At 42.2% G+C, this 17,352-nt stretch carries 19 protein-coding genes; 16 read left to right on the plus strand and 3 right to left on the minus strand.

All coding sequences use genetic code 11. The features are described 5' to 3' along the window. A complete protein-coding gene (locus DJ568_RS13890; protein WP_233496692.1) occupies positions 1-1,215 on the plus strand; it encodes an efflux RND transporter periplasmic adaptor subunit in 1,215 nt (404 codons plus the stop codon). Between the two features lie 24 nt (positions 1,216-1,239). Next, positions 1,240-3,183: a heavy metal translocating P-type ATPase gene (locus DJ568_RS13895; protein ID WP_114005884.1), complete on the plus strand. Its 1,944-nt coding sequence runs from the start codon at positions 1,240-1,242 to the stop codon at positions 3,181-3,183. A 108-nt stretch (positions 3,184-3,291) separates the two neighbouring features. Here DJ568_RS13895 and DJ568_RS13900 read toward each other — a convergent pair whose 3' ends face one another. After that, on the minus strand, positions 3,292-3,519 hold the full coding sequence (locus DJ568_RS13900) for a hypothetical protein (RefSeq protein ID WP_147238763.1): 228 nt from the start codon (positions 3,517-3,519) through the stop codon (positions 3,292-3,294). A gap of 167 nt (positions 3,520-3,686) precedes the next feature. Next, entirely contained in the window at positions 3,687-3,965 is a 279-nt protein-coding gene (locus DJ568_RS13905) for a hypothetical protein (protein ID WP_114005886.1), read from the minus strand. A gap of 135 nt (positions 3,966-4,100) precedes the next feature. On the opposite strand from DJ568_RS13905, the gene DJ568_RS13910 reads away from it, so the two are divergent. Genes DJ568_RS13910 through DJ568_RS13920 form a run of 3 tightly spaced genes read left to right on the plus strand, consistent with a single transcriptional unit; the run spans position 4,101 to position 7,156 of the window. Further along, on the plus strand, positions 4,101-6,335 hold the full coding sequence (locus DJ568_RS13910; protein WP_114005887.1) for a heavy metal translocating P-type ATPase: 2,235 nt from the start codon (positions 4,101-4,103) through the stop codon (positions 6,333-6,335). Positions 6,336-6,356: 21 nt separating this feature from the next. Then, positions 6,357-6,569, plus strand: a complete 213-nt coding sequence (locus DJ568_RS13915) for a heavy-metal-associated domain-containing protein (RefSeq protein WP_114005888.1) — start codon at positions 6,357-6,359, stop codon at positions 6,567-6,569. 23 nt (positions 6,570-6,592) lie between these two features. Continuing rightward, entirely contained in the window at positions 6,593-7,156 is a 564-nt protein-coding gene (locus DJ568_RS13920) for a helix-turn-helix domain-containing protein (RefSeq protein WP_114005889.1), read from the plus strand. Positions 7,157-7,184: 28 nt separating this feature from the next. On the opposite strand, the gene DJ568_RS13925 is transcribed toward DJ568_RS13920, so the two are convergent. Then, positions 7,185-7,646: a DUF3659 domain-containing protein gene (locus tag DJ568_RS13925; RefSeq protein ID WP_114005890.1), complete on the minus strand. Its 462-nt coding sequence runs from the start codon at positions 7,644-7,646 to the stop codon at positions 7,185-7,187. Between the two features lie 177 nt (positions 7,647-7,823). Here DJ568_RS13925 and DJ568_RS13930 point away from each other — a divergent pair, with 177 nt between their 5' ends. The 11 genes from DJ568_RS13930 (at position 7,824) to DJ568_RS13980 (ending at position 17,267) form a co-directional block, all read left to right on the plus strand. Further along, positions 7,824-8,222 (plus strand): HYC_CC_PP family protein, encoded by a 399-nt coding sequence (locus tag DJ568_RS13930; RefSeq protein ID WP_114005891.1) that lies wholly within the window; start codon positions 7,824-7,826, stop codon positions 8,220-8,222. A 116-nt stretch (positions 8,223-8,338) separates the two neighbouring features. After that, the gene (locus tag DJ568_RS13935) at positions 8,339-8,842 is read left to right on the plus strand and encodes a DUF3347 domain-containing protein (protein WP_114005892.1); all 504 of its coding nucleotides are present in this window, start codon (positions 8,339-8,341) and stop codon (positions 8,840-8,842) included. 40 nt (positions 8,843-8,882) lie between these two features. Next, entirely contained in the window at positions 8,883-11,078 is a 2,196-nt protein-coding gene (locus DJ568_RS13940; RefSeq protein ID WP_233496693.1) for a multicopper oxidase domain-containing protein, read from the plus strand. 48 nt (positions 11,079-11,126) lie between these two features. Next, positions 11,127-13,151 (plus strand): copper-translocating P-type ATPase, encoded by a 2,025-nt coding sequence (locus tag DJ568_RS13945; protein WP_233496694.1) that lies wholly within the window; start codon positions 11,127-11,129, stop codon positions 13,149-13,151. A 186-nt stretch (positions 13,152-13,337) separates the two neighbouring features. Continuing rightward, positions 13,338-13,655 (plus strand): helix-turn-helix domain-containing protein, encoded by a 318-nt coding sequence (locus DJ568_RS13950; protein ID WP_114005894.1) that lies wholly within the window; start codon positions 13,338-13,340, stop codon positions 13,653-13,655. A gap of 2 nt (positions 13,656-13,657) precedes the next feature. Continuing rightward, positions 13,658-13,993, plus strand: coding sequence for a hypothetical protein (locus DJ568_RS13955; RefSeq protein WP_114005895.1), 336 nt, complete (start codon positions 13,658-13,660; stop codon positions 13,991-13,993). Positions 13,994-14,186: 193 nt separating this feature from the next. Continuing rightward, positions 14,187-14,792, plus strand: coding sequence for a ParA family protein (locus DJ568_RS13960; protein ID WP_114005896.1), 606 nt, complete (start codon positions 14,187-14,189; stop codon positions 14,790-14,792). 70 nt (positions 14,793-14,862) lie between these two features. After that, on the plus strand, positions 14,863-15,120 hold the full coding sequence (locus tag DJ568_RS13965) for a hypothetical protein (protein WP_114005897.1): 258 nt from the start codon (positions 14,863-14,865) through the stop codon (positions 15,118-15,120). Between the two features lie 178 nt (positions 15,121-15,298). Further along, complete coding sequence (locus DJ568_RS13970; protein WP_114005898.1) at positions 15,299-15,721, plus strand: plasmid mobilization protein; 423 nt, start codon at positions 15,299-15,301, stop codon at positions 15,719-15,721. Then, the gene (locus DJ568_RS13975) at positions 15,676-16,932 is read left to right on the plus strand and encodes a relaxase/mobilization nuclease domain-containing protein (protein ID WP_114005899.1); all 1,257 of its coding nucleotides are present in this window, start codon (positions 15,676-15,678) and stop codon (positions 16,930-16,932) included. Before DJ568_RS13970 ends, DJ568_RS13975 begins: the two co-directional genes overlap by 46 nt. An 11-nt stretch (positions 16,933-16,943) precedes the next feature. Beyond that, complete coding sequence (locus tag DJ568_RS13980; protein WP_233496695.1) at positions 16,944-17,267, plus strand: YWFCY domain-containing protein; 324 nt, start codon at positions 16,944-16,946, stop codon at positions 17,265-17,267. Positions 17,268-17,352: the final 85 nt, after the last annotated feature.

Consider the following 17,352-nt stretch of genomic DNA (forward strand, 5'->3'; position numbering starts at 1 on the left):
ATGAAACGACCACAAATGAAAATATTTATCACAGTCCTTTTGCTGGCCTGCGCCACAATAGCGGGCTGTTCCGGCAATGCGGGAAAAACAGAAAAAACCGGAGAAAAAGAAGCAACTTCAACAACCGAAACCGAGGAAAAAACCGGAACGCTGGAATTAACGGAAGATCAAATGCAAACTGTTGGCATCGAAACTGGCCTTGTCGGGCAGCGCAATCTTACTTCGGTCGTCAAAGCAAACGGCCAGTTGGCCGTACCGCCGCAAAATAAAGCGGATATCAGCCTGCTATCGGGCGGTACCATCGGTAAGATCAGCGTTTTGGAAGGTCAGCAGGTCAGGCGCGGTCAATTGCTGGCGACCATTAACAACCAAGACATGATCAAGATCCAACAGGATTACCTGACCGCGAAAAATAGTCTTATCTATGTGCAGCAGGAATTTGACCGTCAGAGCCAATTAAAAGAGGCCGGAGCCGGTACCGGTAAATCTTACCAATCGGCAGCGGCTACTTTAAATACCGAACAAGCAAGGATCACAGCCTATGAAAGCCAACTGCGGCAATTAGGGATAGCCCCGGGTAGGATCAATAATGGTAACATCGTGTCCAGTTTCCCGGTAGTTTCTCCGATCAACGGCACCGTGGGTAATATCACAGCCAATCTGGGGGCCTTCGTTCAGCCCGGAACTTCCATCATGGAAGTTGTGGATAATTCCAGCATACATTGCGATCTGACAGTTTTTGAAAAAGACCTGATGCGGGTAAAAGTTGGCCAGAAGGTGAATTTCCAGCTAACCAACCAGGATAACCAGAATATCATTGGGGTGATCAATGGGATCAATAAATCGTTTACAAACGAAAGTAAGGGTGTTATCGTGCATGCGGTCATTCATAATGCGCAAAACAAAAACCTGATTCCGGGGATGTATGTAACGGCATTGATCAGTACCGGCAGTGAACTGACCCCGGCAGTGCCAGTGGATGCGGTTGTCCGGGCAGAAGGCAAATCTTTTATATTTGTTGTAGCGGGTCAGGAAAAAGATACAGAAGGAAAAGTGCAGTTCAAATTTAAAAAGGCCGAAGTGATCACCGGTGTTGCAGAATTGGGCTATGTACAAATTAAACCGGTCGATGAATTGTCGCCGGATACAAAGGTGGTGCTGAAAGGGGCATTTTACCTGCAATCAAAAGCCACCGGCGGTGGTGAAGAGGAATAATTTATCTATTTAAAAAAAGAAAAAATGGAACATATCAATATAAATGATCCTATAGAACAGGACGAATCTGGCGAAGAAACGCTGGATCTGAGAGCTCCTGTGAAGGAAGAAGACACCGGCTGGAGAACACATTGGCCACTACTCACGGCCTTACTGGTCTTGGTCATTATGCTGACACTTGAATTTGGATTTAAATACCAGCCGTTGTTTCCCATTAACCTGATCATATTTTCCGTGGCCTTTCTGTTGGCGGGGTATAATGTATTAGGCATGGCATGGCGCAAAGCGAAACACTTTGATTTTTTTAACGAGTTCTTTTTAATGAGTGTTGCCACATTAGGTGCATTCAGTATCGGCTCTTACAGCGAGGGTGTCGCAGTGATGGTATTCTATTCTATAGGTGAATGGTTCCAGGATTCTGCGGTAAACAAAGCCAAAAAAAGCATTAAAGCATTGCTGGATATCAGGCCAGATAAAGTGACGGTCATACGGGATGGCAAAACATTGGTTAGCGACCCTAAAGTGGTAAAAATCGACGAGATCATACAAGTGAAAGCCGGTGAAAAGGTCGCTCTTGATGGTGAATTATATTCTGATACCGCCAGTTTTAACACCGCAGCTTTGACGGGTGAAAGTAAGCCGGATACGAAACGTAAAGGTGAAAAAGTGCTTGCAGGTATGATCAATCTTGACAAAGTGATCGAGGTGCAGGTTAAGTCGCTGTTTAAGGATAGTAAACTCAGCCAAATACTGGAGATGGTTCAGGATGCCACTGCCCGTAAATCACAAACGCAGCTATTTATCAGTCGTTTTGCAAAAATCTATACCCCAATTGTTTTTGGGCTGGCATTACTATTATGTTTTGTTCCCTATTTTTTTATCGATCCGTACAATTTTCAGCAGTGGTTTTACCGTGCATTGGTATTTTTAGTGATTAGTTGTCCCTGCGCATTGGTAGTATCCATTCCGCTCGGGTACTTTGGCGGAATCGGGCTTGCATCCCGAAACGGTATTCTTTTTAAGGGTTCAAACTTCTTAGATGTCATGACCATGATTGACACCGTGATCATGGATAAAACAGGCACCCTGACAAAAGGAGTATTTAAAGTACAGGAGGTTGTTACCGATAATTTTGATCAAGCCGAGTTGATTAAAATTGCAGCCGCTATCGAGGCAAACTCTACCCACCCGATTGCCAATGCCGTAGTTGAATATGCCGGCGATAAAGCGAACTTGAAGGCGGAAAATGTTGAAGAAATTTCTGGGCACGGTCTGAAAGGAACAGTTAACGGCAAAACCGTATTGGCCGGAAACGCGAAGCTTTTGAAAAAATTTAGTGTCAGCTATCATTCTGAGATTGATAGTTTGGTGGATACCGTAGTGGTATTAGCCATCGATAATAAATATGTCGGCTATATCACGATTGCTGACGAAATCAAGGAAGATGCTAAGGAAGCAATTGAGCGGATGCATAGCTTAAAACTGCAAACGGTTATGCTGTCAGGAGATAAACAGGCAGTTGTAGATAAAGTCGCCAAAGCGTTGGGTATTGATCAGGCTTTTGGCGATCTGCTACCGGATGGTAAGGTGGAGAAAGTCCAAGGATTTAAAGATGGTGGCAGTCGGATTGCTTTTGTGGGCGATGGTGTCAATGATGCGCCAGTTGTCGCCCTTGCTGATGCGGGTATCGCTATGGGCGGTTTAGGTAGTGATGCAACGATTGAGACGGCAGACATTGTTATACAGAACGACCAGCCCTCAAAAATAACATCGGCCATCATGATCGGCAGAATTACCAAACGGGTGGTTTGGCAAAATATCATTTTGGCAATGGTCGTGAAAATAATTGTGTTAATATTAGGTGCGGGCGGTGTTGCCAGTCTTTGGGAAGCGGTGATTGCAGACGTTGGGGTTGCTTTATTAGCGATTTTAAATGCTGTGCGTATTCAAAAAATGAAGATCGAATGATGGTCGTGACAGGTTGGGCGTAAAAACAGATATTTTTTATAGTACAGCATCAGCATGCTTGTCACATTTATAGGTGCTTGTATTATAATATATATGCCAAGAAAGTAGTTATATTTGAATAATGAAGTTTTTAGCGTTATTGCTTATTGGTTGCATCTTGTTTATTTCCTCGTTTTCGGGAATGGTGAGTGTTTCGCGCGTCAACGCTAAAGTGGACTGTTGCAAAAAGAATGCCGGCAAGGATGCATGCCACCACAAACCCGTTAAAGACGAAGCGGGCGGCTGTGAAAAGCCAGGATGTGCCATGTTGTTTACCTGTAGTATATGCGGATTCATTCCTGTGGGCAGCTTAATGCTGCCATCCAATTTATCATTTCAGTTGAAGCAACCAGTTCCCCTTTATAAAACGGGTAATTTATCTGATTACCATAAAGCTGACTGGAAACCGCCGAAAGCTTGTTAAATAATTTTTGAACAACCCAAACCGCAAAAACGAATTTTATTTAATTAAAAAAAGACAAAATGAAAAAAATCATGTTAAGTATGCTGGCAATTGCATTTGCTGCAACTTCTCTAATGGCAAATACAAGGGTACCTGTTAAGAAAGCGAAGGCAAAACAGGCTACCTGCAACAGTTGCCCTAAAGGACAGAAATGTGCTAAAAATACCTGCACAAAAGCAGATTGCTGTAAATAACATTCAATTGCATATGAGAAGCCCCGAACGATTCGTTCGGGGCTTTGTTTTTTAATAAGCTTTTCCCAATCGGTCAGCCATTTCATTTCGCGATAGGCTTAAACTTAAAAATGAAGGCTTATCATTAGCAGTAAGTTCACGGTATTGTATAAACCTTAAACAGAATCCTGTAAATATGTGAGTAGAGGGCAACTGTAAATTTGTGCTGTTAAACAAAAGACATGACAGTGTTACAAATACAGACTATCACTTTTCCAGTTACAGGCATGACCTGCGCCGCTTGCGCCGCCAGTGTAGAATCAATGGTAGGTGCACAAAAAGGTGTCGAAAGGGCGGAAGTAAATTATGCAACACAATCCGTAAAGGTGTCTTTTTACCCCGATATAGTTCAACCGGAAAACTTAAAGCAATCCGTTCAATCCGTGGGCTACGACCTGATCATTGATACCGAAGGCGGCAAAGAAAAGCAAGCCGAAATGCAACAAAGCCATTATCAGCAGTTAAAAAGAAATATTATCTGGGCAATTATTTTAACTGTTCCGGTCGTATTGATCGGGATGGTTTTTATGGATTTGCCTTATGGCAATTATATCATGATGGCGTTAACCGCGCCTGTTCTTTTTATAGCAGGTAAAAACTTCTTTATCAATGCCTGGAAGCAAGCACGTCATGGACGGGCGAATATGGATACGCTGGTTGCCATGAGTACGGGTATAGCTTTTTTGTTCAGTGTATTCAATACCTTCTTCCCGGAATTCTGGCATCGCCAGGGTTTACACCCGCATGTGTATTTCGAAGCGGCCTCGGTAGTGATCGTTTTTATCATGCTCGGGAAGTTGTTGGAAGAAAACGCAAAATCGAATACTTCATCCGCCATTAAAAAGCTGATCGGTTTACAGCCTAAAACGGTTATACTGATTACCGCGCAAGGGGAAAAGGAAACTGCCATTGCAGACGTTCGGATCGGCGACCGCTTATTGGTACGGCCTGGCGAAAAAATACCTGTTGACGGCATAGTTGATGAAGGTAGTTCATTTGTAGATGAAAGCATGATCACTGGTGAGCCTGTAGCGGTGGAAAAGAAACCTGGCGACCGGGTTTTTACCGGGACCCTAAATCAAAAAGGAAGTTTCCGGTTCACAGCGGAAAAAGTCGGCGGCGAAACGTTACTTGCGCAGATCATCCAATTGGTACAAGACGCACAGGGCTCAAAAGCGCCGGTACAAAAGCTGGTGGATAAGATAGCCGGTATTTTTGTACCCATTGTAATGCTGATCGCTTTATTGAGCTTGGGTGCCTGGCTGTTATTTGGCGGACAACATGCTTTGACACAGGGCTTACTCGCCATGGTTACGGTATTAGTTATTGCCTGTCCCTGTTCTTTGGGGCTGGCTACACCTACAGCAATTATGGTGGGTATCGGCAAAGGTGCGGAAAATGGCATTTTGATCAAGGATGCCGAAGGACTTGAATTAGGTCATCGGGTTAATGCGGTGGTTTTGGATAAAACCGGCACCATTACCCAGGGGAGACCCGTTGTTACCGAATTACTATGGTCAAAACAGCTGCCAACAGGCCTATCGATATTACGAGCTATATTTTTAGCCATGGAACAGGAATCAGAACACCCCCTGGCTGAAGCGATTGTAACGTATCTTAAACCGGTCATTGAAACATCGGCCAAGATATCCGGCTTTAATAGTTTAACCGGCCGGGGTGTCCAGGCAAACTTTGAAGATCAGACTTATTTTGCCGGGAGCCATAAACTGATTGAAGAAAGAAACATTGTTATCCCATCGGAATTAAAACCAGCTATTAGTAAATTTTTAGCCGAGGCAAAAACAGTTATCTATTTTACAAATCAAAATCAAGTGCTTGCGATTGCCGCTATTGCCGACCCGATCAAATCAGGTTCCGCGGCTGCCATCAGTCAGCTAAAAAAACAAGGTATTGAGGTATATATGTTAACCGGCGATAATGCGCAAACTGCCGCCGCCATTTCGAAGCAGGCGGGTATAGACCATTTTCAGGCGGACACCATGCCCTCTGACAAAGCGGACTTTGTTAAAAAGTTACAAGCTGGGGGCAAAATTGTAGCGATGATTGGTGACGGTATCAACGACAGCCAGGCATTGGCTCAGGCTGATGTCAGCATAGCAATGGGAAAAGGGTCCGATATTGCGATGGATGTGGCCAAGATCACGCTTGTTTCATCAGATTTGCAGCAAGTGCCCAAAGCTTTAAGGCTTTCCAAACTTACGGTTCGCACCATTCGTCAAAACTTGTTCTGGGCATTTATCTATAACCTCATAGGTATTCCCATTGCAGCTGGTATATTGTATCCCATCAATGGTTTTTTACTCAATCCGATGATCGCAGGTGCGGCAATGGCTTTGAGCTCTGTATCGGTCGTCAGCAACAGTTTACGGCTTAAATTTTCAAAACTTAATCTTTAATAATTTATAATAAAAATAAAAATGGAAACATTAAAATTCAAGACAACTATCAAATGTGGTGGTTGCATAGCAGCAGTAACGCCGGTCTTAGATAATCTGGAAGGCGTGGATAAATGGGAGGTTGATACTACTACGCCTGAAAAGGTTCTAACAATAGAAACAACAGAGGGACTGGAAGCAAACCAAGTTGTAACTGCCTTAAAAGCAAAAGGCTATCAGGCTGACCTTATCTAAATAATAGCGATATTGTACGAGCAATGAATTTAGCAATCAAAAATATGGTTTGCGACCGCTGCATTATGGTGGTCAGGCAGCAGCTGGAGAATACCGGGTTCCAGGTTGAAGAGATTTCTCTTGGCGGTGCCAAAATACAGCCCGAAGCTAGCAGTGAGCAATTAAGCGCAATCAGTTCATCTCTCAAAGTGCTTGGTTTTGAACTTATTGATAATGAAAAGGACCGTATCGTACAGCGCGTAAAGGATCTCGTCGTTGAGAAAGTGCATTACAGCGACCTTGCCGATGCGCATTTGAGTTTTTCCGATTATTTGTCCGACCAGCTGAATAAAGACTATACATATATCAGCCGGATGTTTTCAGAATCAGAAGATACGACCATTGAGAAATTCATCATTCAGCAAAAGATCGCCAAAGTGAAAGAACTGTTGGAATACGGGGAACTTAATCTGAATGAGATCGCGTTTAAAATGGGTTATAGCAGCAGTGCGCATTTATCCGCTCAGTTTAAAAGCGTAACAAGTTTAACACCCAGCCAGTTCAAGTCATCCGGGCAAGGCCAGCGTGAGCCTATTGATAAAATTTAAGGGTACGGCTTTTCATACCCTTAAATTTTTAATGTACCGGACGTGATGTGCTTTCTTTTGCCAAAAAAAGGCAATGAGCCGCACAGGCATGTAATTTGTAATTTTTATGCGTTGTTCCTACATTATGGCCCTTGGGGTCTAATATCTCACACTCTTCCGAGCTTTTATCTTTTACCGTTAAAATCGTTTCGCCAGCATTGTTAAAGTAAAAACCGTTCTTTTTTGCCATCCCCAGTTTTTTCCCTTTTGCATCGATAACATTGCCATTCTTGTCAATAAAGTAAATGGTTTTACCTTTATTATCCCTCACGATGTCGTCCTTACCTATTTGGCCAAGAAGAGTTCCTCCATGGTCATGGATACCGCCCTTTTTGTCAATACTTATAGTGTTTAAAGTAGATTTTGCCGGCGCTTTTTGCGCGAAAACAGTTGTAACGGTCAGCAATAGCAGTGCCGTTAAACCTAATACCGTGGTTTGGATCTTTTTCATGATTGTTTTTTTAACAAAGCAAGCTGGAAATTCACAATAATTATTTGACGAACAACAGCAAAAAAGGTGATTTTCGTCATCCACCTATTAAACTATTAGCACTAAGTTCGCATCAAACTATAAAATCAAAACGGAATTATATAAACACCGTTCGCATTTATTGCTGATATTTGTATTGTGATTAAAAAACTGTTCGTCACCTTTTTAGCTGTTCTGTACTTGGGCGTTTCTTCCGGTGCAACCCTGCATTACCAGTATTGCATGGGGCGGTTGATCAAAGTAAGCCTATGGCATGATCACACAAAAAAGTGCGATACCTGTGGAATGGAGCGCAAGGAAAAGGCGGCTAAAGAATGTTGTACCGATCAGCATCAGCTTCTGAAATCTGAAAAAAGCAGTTCGCCAAGCTATGCGCATATCAATTTAGGAACGAGTATCGGTTTACCTGTGAGTGAACCTTCCTGGTTTGTCAGTACCACCATAATCTCGGTTATCGCCAAACCACTTATTAAACAGGCACCGCCGCCACAATTGGCCGTGTCTCTCTTTCTGCGCAATTGCACCTTTCGGGTCTGATAACTTCTTCTGTTTTCTACCAGGGCCGAATGCGTAATGCAAATCAGGCCCTATTCAAAATTTAACCTTCTGCAAAAGCAGAAGCGCATTGTTTATACAATTAATTCTAAAGACAAATGAAAAATATTCAAATTCTAATAGGCGCGATGATCGCGATATTTACGATTTCCTCAGTTAATGCGCAAAATAATGCGTCAAAAGATTCTGTCCTTATCGCCTATTATGGCGTAAAAAATTCCCTCATCACCAGTGATGGTGCCTCTACTAGTGCAAAGGCGAAAAACCTCCTGGCTGCTATTACTGCGTTTCCCGCTGACCAGCTTTCGGCTGCTGACAAAACCAATTGGACCAAATATGCTGCGAAACTTCAGTTCGATGCCCGCCACATTACTGAAAACAGTAATATCGCCCATCAGCGTGAGCATTTCGCCAGTTTGTCTGAGAATATGTTTGCAACGATAAAAGCCTTAAAACTGAATACGACTACGGTATACAGAGCGTATTGCCCTATGAAAAAAAGCTATTGGCTGAGTGAAGCTGCAGCTATCAAGAACCCTTACTATGGTGATGAGATGCTTACCTGCGGTGAAGTAAAGCAAACGCTTCAGGCAGCAAAATAAATCACAGGGTCGCCGTAATGGGGGCCCTTTTTTAATAGAAATGATGAAAAAGCTGATATTATATATTTTTACAATTCTGCTGTCAATTCCCGCTTTTTCCCAGGATCATAAAATGGGTATGGGCAACACAGCCAGCAGTAAACATCTCCCTTTCTTTACCAAAATAGGTCATAGGGAGATATACCATTTGTATATCAACGATACTACGGTAATTTATACCGGGAAAAAGCGGCCTGCCATGGCGATCAATGGTACTATACCTGCGCCTCAGTTAACATTCACAGAGGGCGACACCGCTGAAATTTATGTACACAATGAAATGATGATGGAAACCTCCATCCATTGGCACGGCCTGATCTTACCCAACCGTTATGACGGCGTTTCTTATTTAACCACCACGCCGATAGAAGGAGGGCAAACGCATTTCTTTAAATTCCCCCTCGTTCAGCATGGTACTTATTGGTACCACTCACATACCATGACGCAGGAACAAAGCGGCTTGTACGGCGCGTTTATAATCAATGAAAGAAAGCCATCGCCGGTTAAGGACTACACTTTATTGTTAAGCGACTGGACTGATGAAAACCCTGAGCAGGTGCAGCGCAGGTTACATAATGCGACAGACTGGTATGCAATTCGCAAAGGGAGCACCCAGGACTATCTGCAAGCTATCCAAACAGGACATTTAAAAACTAAGCTGGCCAACGAGTGGAAAAGAATGACCGCTATGGATGTGAGTGATGTTTATTATGACCGTTTTTTTAGTAACGGAAAGGCCGAAGATGCCGCGCCACAATTTAAAGCGGGTGACCGGGTAAAGCTGCGTGTGATCAATGGCAGTTCGTCTACCTATTTCTGGCTCGGCTGGGCTGGTGGAAAGATCAGCGTGGTCGCCAATGATGGCGAGGATGTGCAGCCCGTTACGGTTGACCGTATGATCGTTGGAGTTGCCGAAACCTATGATGTGGAAGTTACAATCCCTAAGGATGGAAGTTATGAGTTTTTGGCGACATCTGAAGACCGGACAAGGTATACCTCCTTATGGCTGGGAAGTGGCGAAAAAAAACCGGCGAAAAAGTTACCTAGGCTGAAATATTTTGAAGGTATGCAAATGATGAACGACATGATGGACATGAAGGGGAACATGAAACAAATGCCGGGCATGAAAATGACCAACCAGGTGATGGACATGAATATGGTGATGTATGCTGAAATGAACGACGGGGAGCCCCCTGTAACGCTTAAATATACCATGCTGAAATCTGTTCGTCCGACCACGTTGCCATCAGGCCCGACAAAACTTTTGAACTTTGAACTTACCGGGAATATGAACCGCTATGTATGGTCTATCAATAATAAAACCGTATCTGAAACAGATAAGATCCTGATCAAAAAAGGAGAAAATGTCCGCATTGTATTGTACAACAATACAATGATGCGCCACCCCATGCACCTGCATGGCCATTATTTCCGGGTGTTGAACGGGCAGGGTGAATATTCACCATTGAAAAATACGCTTGATATTATGCCCATGGAAAGAGATACAATTGAATTCCGGGCAACCGAAAGCGGTGATTGGTTTTTTCACTGCCACATACTTTATCATATGATGAGCGGCATGGGCCGGATTTTCAGTTACGAAAACTCTCCACCAAATCCCGAAGTGCCCGACCCGGTGGCCGGTTTTAAAAAGATTGCCGCAGATGACCGTAAATTTTATGCAGCCGCTGAAGTAGGACTAGAATCAAACGGTAGTGAGGGAAATGCATCGTTAGCAAACACCAGGTGGAAGTTTTCGACCATGTGGCATTTGGGTTTAAACAAAAGCAAAGGTTACGAAAGCGAAACCATGTTTGGGCGCTATTTTGGCCGGATGCAATGGTTATATGCTTATATCGGATTTGACTATCATTATAAAAAGACGGATGAACAGGAAACAAATATGTTCGGACAATCAAGCAATAAGAATAATCGCCATACCGTAGTCGCAGGTTTGGCTTATACGTTACCTTTCTTATTTGTTGCCGATGCCAGAATAGACGGAAACGGAAAATTAAGGTTTCAATTGGGAAGAGAAGATATACCCCTGACGAGCCGCCTTAGGTTGACTTTAGTTGGTAATACAGATAAGGAATATAGTACCGGACTTCGTTATATTATTAATAAAAACTTCTCTATTTCCAGCCATTATGATAGTGATATGGGTTTAGGGGGTGGATTAACACTAATTTATTAATGCAAGATTTTTTGGCGAATGATCGCCCCCTATAGAAAACATAAGGATATGGACATGAACAAAATGCCGGAAGGAATGGATCACAGTAAAATGCATCATGGTAAGGATGCGCACCAGGGCATGTCAGAACATGACCATCATGCGATGATGATTGCTGATTTTAAAAAGCGATTTTACGTGGTATTGGCACTTACGATTCCAATTATGCTGCTATCGCCCATGATACAGCATTTCATGGGCGTTAACTGGGCTTTTGCGGGCTCTTCCTACATTTTGTTTGCCTTGTCTTCTGTTGTATTTGTATACGGGGGCTGGCCGTTTTTAACAGGTTTAGTTGAAGAGGTGAAAGCCAAAAATCCGGGCATGATGTTTCTTATCGGCTTTGCTATAACGGTTGCCTATAGCTATAGCGTCGCCATCGTGTTTGGTCTGCAAGGAATGGATTTCTTTTGGGAACTGGCCACATTGATTCTAATTATGCTTTTGGGGCATTGGATAGAAATGAAGTCGGTTATGGGCGCTTCAAATGAACTGCAATTATTGGTGCAGTTTATGCCGGCAGATGCACATATGGTGATGCCTGATATGGTGCATGATGTAAAAACGGACACTTTGAAAGAAAACGACATCATATTGGTTAAGCCCGGCGAAAAAGTCGCGGCAGACGGATTTATACTGGAAGGCGAAAGCTATCTGAATGAATCTATGTTAACCGGAGAATCAAAGCCGGTATTAAAAGTTAAGGGGGATAAAGTTATTGCCGGTTCCATCAATGGTAACGGCTCTTTTAAGGTTACGGTTTCCCATGCTGCTAAGGATTCCTACTTGTCGCAGGTCGTTAAACTGGTAGATGATGCACAGAAATCCAAATCTCAAACGCAACTTTTAGCTAATACAGCCGCCAAATGGTTAACCGTGATCGCGTTAGTTACCGGCATTGGCACTTTTTTGTATTGGTATTTAACGGGCCAGACTTTAGCATTCGCTATGGAACGGATGGTAACCGTTATTGTCATTTGCTGCCCTCATGCGTTAGGTTTGGCAGTACCGCTGGTGGTTGCTAAGTCCACCGCTTTATCGGCCAAACATGGTTTATTAATTAAAAACCGTACAGCGTTTGAGAATGCAAGGAAAATTACCACCATTGTATTTGATAAAACTGGTACACTTACCGTCGGTAAGTTTGAAGTGACCAAAGTTGTCTCTTTAAACAAAACAATCGACGAGAATGAACTCATTCGGTTAGCATCAGCTTTAGAGCAGAAGTCGGAGCATCCGATAGCTACAGGCATCCTGCAAAAAGTAAAAGACCTGAAACTGGCCATTCCTGCAACCGAAAACTTTAAAGCGATAACCGGTAAGGGCGTTGAAGCGACAGTCGAAGGTAAAAAGCTGTTAGTGGTTAGTCCTGGCTATCTAACGGAAAATAAATTAACGCTGCCAGATGGTTTTACTGCTAACGACACGGAAACGGTGGTGTTTGTGTTGATCGATCAAAAATTGGCCGGATATATAGCCTTATCGGATGAGATACGCGCTGAATCTGCTGAAGCCATTGAAACGCTAAAGCAAGAAAATATCAAATCCATATTACTTACGGGTGATAATAAGAAAGTCGCCGCAAGTGTAAGTAAAACTTTAGGCATGGATAGTTTCTTTGCCGAAGTATTGCCGCATCAAAAGTTGGAAAAAGTAAAAGAACTACAAGCCAAAGGCGAATTCGTAGCAATGACCGGAGACGGCGTAAATGATGCTCCGGCGTTGGCTCAAGCTGATATTGGTATCGCAGTAGGTTCTGGGAGCGATATAGCGGCAGAAACTGCGGGGATCGTCTTAGTAAATAGTAATCCCAAAGATATTGTCAGCCTGATCCTGTTTGGTAAAGCGACTTACCGTAAAATGATACAGAACATTATATGGGCCACCGGCTATAACGTATTTGCGTTGCCATTGGCAGCGGGGGTATTGTTTAACCAAGGGATTGTACTAAGCCCTGCGGCTGGTGCTGTTTTGATGACTGTAAGCACCGTTGTTGTTGCGATCAATGCCAGTTTGCTTAAAGTAAGAGGCTAAATTTTGTATAAAGCCCCCGTTTTCGGGGTGGATTAGAAAATAACATCCAATATAAAAACGGCATGAAAGCCCTTTGCTATTTAGTAAAGGGCTTTTTTATTTGCAAAAAAAAAACACCTACCTCATGTACAAGGGGTGAAAAACTTAATTTCTTCCTATTCAATTTTGTCGGATAAAATATTGATTATGGAAAAAGCTATTTCACATTTCGATAAACATGGAAAGGTGTTTCGCGACCAGCTGATCACAGTAGGTGATCTTTTAGAATTTAAAGACCTTTTACTCTCTGATTTAAAATCTATGCTCAAAGATCAGGTGAGCGGGAAAACGAAAAAATGGTTGAAAGCTATGGAGGTTCGCAAGATGCTCAACATATCCCATGGCAAGCTACAGGCTTTGCGCGATAACGGAAAAATTCCCTTTACCAAATTAGGCAAGGTTACCTATTACGATGCCGACAAAATAGAGGGGCTGATGGAAACAGCAACTATAGTTAAGTTCTAATCATGCAAAAGCGAAGGGTTAAACGGCGGATTGTTCATCAGCATGAATTAATCACCGCTATAGATGACAATTTGGCGGATTCTACCAATCAGGGGATGGGTCACCAAATACCACCCCATATAGGTCATGTGGCAATTTATTTCTCCCAGCAAAGCATGGCTTTGCCGGATGCGCAAAGCTTTTTTCAGCATCACGAAAAAATGGAGTGGAAGACCGTTACCGGCAAGCCCCAAAAAAACTGGAAAGTATTAGCAAAGGATTGGATTTTCAATGCCATACAACAAACAAAATTATTGGAACGTCAGGAAGCAAAATGCATAGCCTTCCCTGATACATAATTATAGATTTCTGTATTTACAGCAATATGTATTTATACAATTATGTAGGTATAGAAGCCTGTAATTGTTGAAATACAGGATTACAGCATTATGTATTTATAGACCTCTATAATTAAAGAACTATGTATTTAAAGATTTACAGCATTATGCATTTACAGCAATATGTATTTATAACAATTTAGAATTACATAACATGGGAAAGATCATTACGGTAGCCCACCAAAAAGGGGGCGTTGGAAAAAGCACACTGGCTATGAATTTAGCAGTGTGTTTTCAGGATCAACTTAACGTTGCTTTGGTTGATACGGACTTACAAGGTAGTCTGCTTCAAATCAAAGAGGACCTGCCTGGGCTGGCAGTGGTCGGTAACGACCAATTACAGGAAATCAAAAATTTAGACTACGACCTGATTATAGTAGATACCCCTCCTTATTTATCGAATAAGCTGCCGGAACTGTTCAGCCTTTCGGATTTTATATTGATACCTACCAAAGCCGGTTTTTTCGATGTAATGGCTATCCGTTCAACCATCGCATTAGTGAAGGACGCACAGGCAAAGAAGCCGGATATACAGGCCGGTATAGTAATGAACATGATAAAGCCTCGATCAGGTATTACCAAGGAAGTGAGCGGCCTTTTGGAAAGCATGGAAACCCCGGTTTTGCAAACGATGATATACGACCGGGTGAGTATTGCAAGGTCATCAATTACTGCTGGGGTGCTGCAAGGAAGCGATGTAAAAGCAATTGAGGAAATTACATCCTTAGCAGAGGAGATCGTTAACCGCATCAGTGCATAATTACATAATTACATTTTTATGTAATCGTTAAAATCACTTGTGCCATGAATTACTTAAAGATAGGTTCACAATGACAGATTATAAAAATAAGTTGGGCGGGTTAGCAGATAAGCTTAAAAAAGATGCTCCAAAAACACCGATACAGGAAGTACATCCTATCAGGCAAAGTGCCGCATTGAAAGAGGATGAGGCGCAGTTAAATGTATGGATTCCAAAGTCGCTTTTAAAGCGCATGAAGACATACGGAGTGGAGTGTGATACTTCATTAAAAGATATCAGTATTGATGCCTTAAACTCCTTCCTGGATGGGAAATCGAAGAAGGCCTGAAGTAAGCTGTCTTTATAGAATGCAGGTATGTAAAAGACGTCTAAAGGAGGAGATTGCCTCTTAATAGCAATCAGCAAGATAAACGTTTGTCCGACAAACGAATCTTGCCCTCCCTTCCAAAGTCAGTCCGGGGGCATGGAAAAATCCTCCGTAGTCGAATTTTTTAAAGATTATAGCAATGGAAAACGAAGAAGAAAACCGATTAAGAAAGGTTACCACGCGGTTCAAGCCGAACGAATTTAAGGTGCTTGATACACGCTTTAAGAAAACGCGATTTTTAAAATTAAGCGAGTATATCCGGTGCGTTTTACTCGAAAAACCTATCACCGTCAACTACCGTGATAAGTCAATGGATGATATGCTGGAAGAACTGGCATTGCTGCGGAAAGAACTAAATGCTATTGGAAACAATCTCAATCAGGCAGTTCGTCAAATCAATAGTGCGCATGGAAATGCGGATAACAGATTGTGGTCAAATCTCCTTTCTATTATTGGAAGTAGGGTGGATCCGTCAATAGGGCAAATCAAAGAGCGTATGCAAAGTTTCTCAGAATTATGGTCGCAAAAATTAAAACCGGAAGAAGTATCACCGGTGCAATAAATTATAATGAACATAAAGTACGGCTGGGTAAAGCAGAATTGATTTTAGCACAAGGCTATCTCAAGGACCCGGTTGATTTGACGTTTAATGATAAGTTGCAAAGGTTAACAGATTTGACCAAACGCAATGAGCGAACTCTTGTCAACACATTGCATCTTTCGTTAAATTTTGCTGTTAGTGAAAATTTAGATAAGAATGTACTTCAGCAAATTGCAGATGATTATATGGACGGATTAGGTTTTGGAAAACAGCCATATTTGGTTTATCAACACCATGATGCAGGACACCCCCATTTACATATTGTAACCACTAACATCGAGGCCGATGGGAAACGCATCAGCTTTCATTTGCTTGCCAACAGGGCATCAGAAGATGCCCGCAAGCAGGTTGAATTAACCTATAATCTTGTTAAAGCAGAGGATCAGAGTAAGCAACATAAACTCATAGGTAAACCCCTGGAGGAAGTGGATTATGGTAAGTCAGAACTGAAGAGATCGATCACAAATGTTGTAACAGAAGTGGTTAGGACTTATAAATTTACCAGCATCCCAGAACTAAACGCGGTGCTTAATCAATACAATATCACCGCAGATCGTGGGTCTAAAGATTCAAGAATGTATGAAAAGAACGGTTTAGTTTATTGGGTTTTAGACGGAAAAGGTAACAAAATTGGCGTGCCAATCAAGGCAAGCAGCATCTATGGCAAGCCAACTTTGAAGGCACTCGACGACCGTTTTCGATTAAATGAAATGCTTCGTAAGCCATTAAAAGAGCAGTTGAAAGGAGCAATAGATAAAGCATTATTGCACCCAATCTCGAAATCATCATTCCAAAAACAACTCAAAGAACAAGGTATTCAGGTCGTATTCCGGCAGAATGAAGAAAGGCGGTTGTATGGAATTACATTCGTAGATCATAAATCGAAGGTGGTATTTAATGGTAGTGATTTAGGCAAATCCTATAGCGCAGCTTCACTTTCTGGCTGGTTTAAAATCGAAACTAAAAACCAAAATCAGCCTATTGTAAAACCCGCAAACAAGGATGTAAGGTCTTACAAATTTCCTGACAATATTTCAGGTTTAACTACTCCCAATGGTAATAGTGAATCTTTGATAGATATGTTATTTAAAGAGGAACAACAAGATATGGCTGCTATTGGAAGGCTTAAGCAAAACACACGAAAAAAGAAACGTAGAGGTCATTCACATTAATATATAAGATTATGCAGACTGGAGAAAATGAACAAGCCCTAAGAAAGATCATAGACTTTACAAGGCTATTGAGTTTAGCAGTATTAATTATACATTTTTACTTATCATGCTATCCGGCATTTGAGGCATGGCGATTAACAAACCCACTTGTTAATCAAATACTGCTGCCCCTAACTAAGATGGTTATTTTTAAAACCGCTTTTTATGCAAAATCATCAGCATTGATTTTGTTACTTGCTTCGTTAATTGGAAGCAAGGGCAAAAAAGACGAATCAATACGGTTTAAAACAATCATTGGAGAATTCGCTGATATTGACCACCTGATTCCGTGGTAAACTGACCACCGATTCCGCGGTAAATTGACCACCTGATTCCGCGGCAAACTGACCACCCGGAACGAGCCGCTAATGCTGTAGGAGC

It is taken from the genome of Mucilaginibacter hurinus, from assembly GCF_003324525.1.
Taxonomy (GTDB): domain Bacteria; phylum Bacteroidota; class Bacteroidia; order Sphingobacteriales; family Sphingobacteriaceae; genus Mucilaginibacter; species Mucilaginibacter hurinus.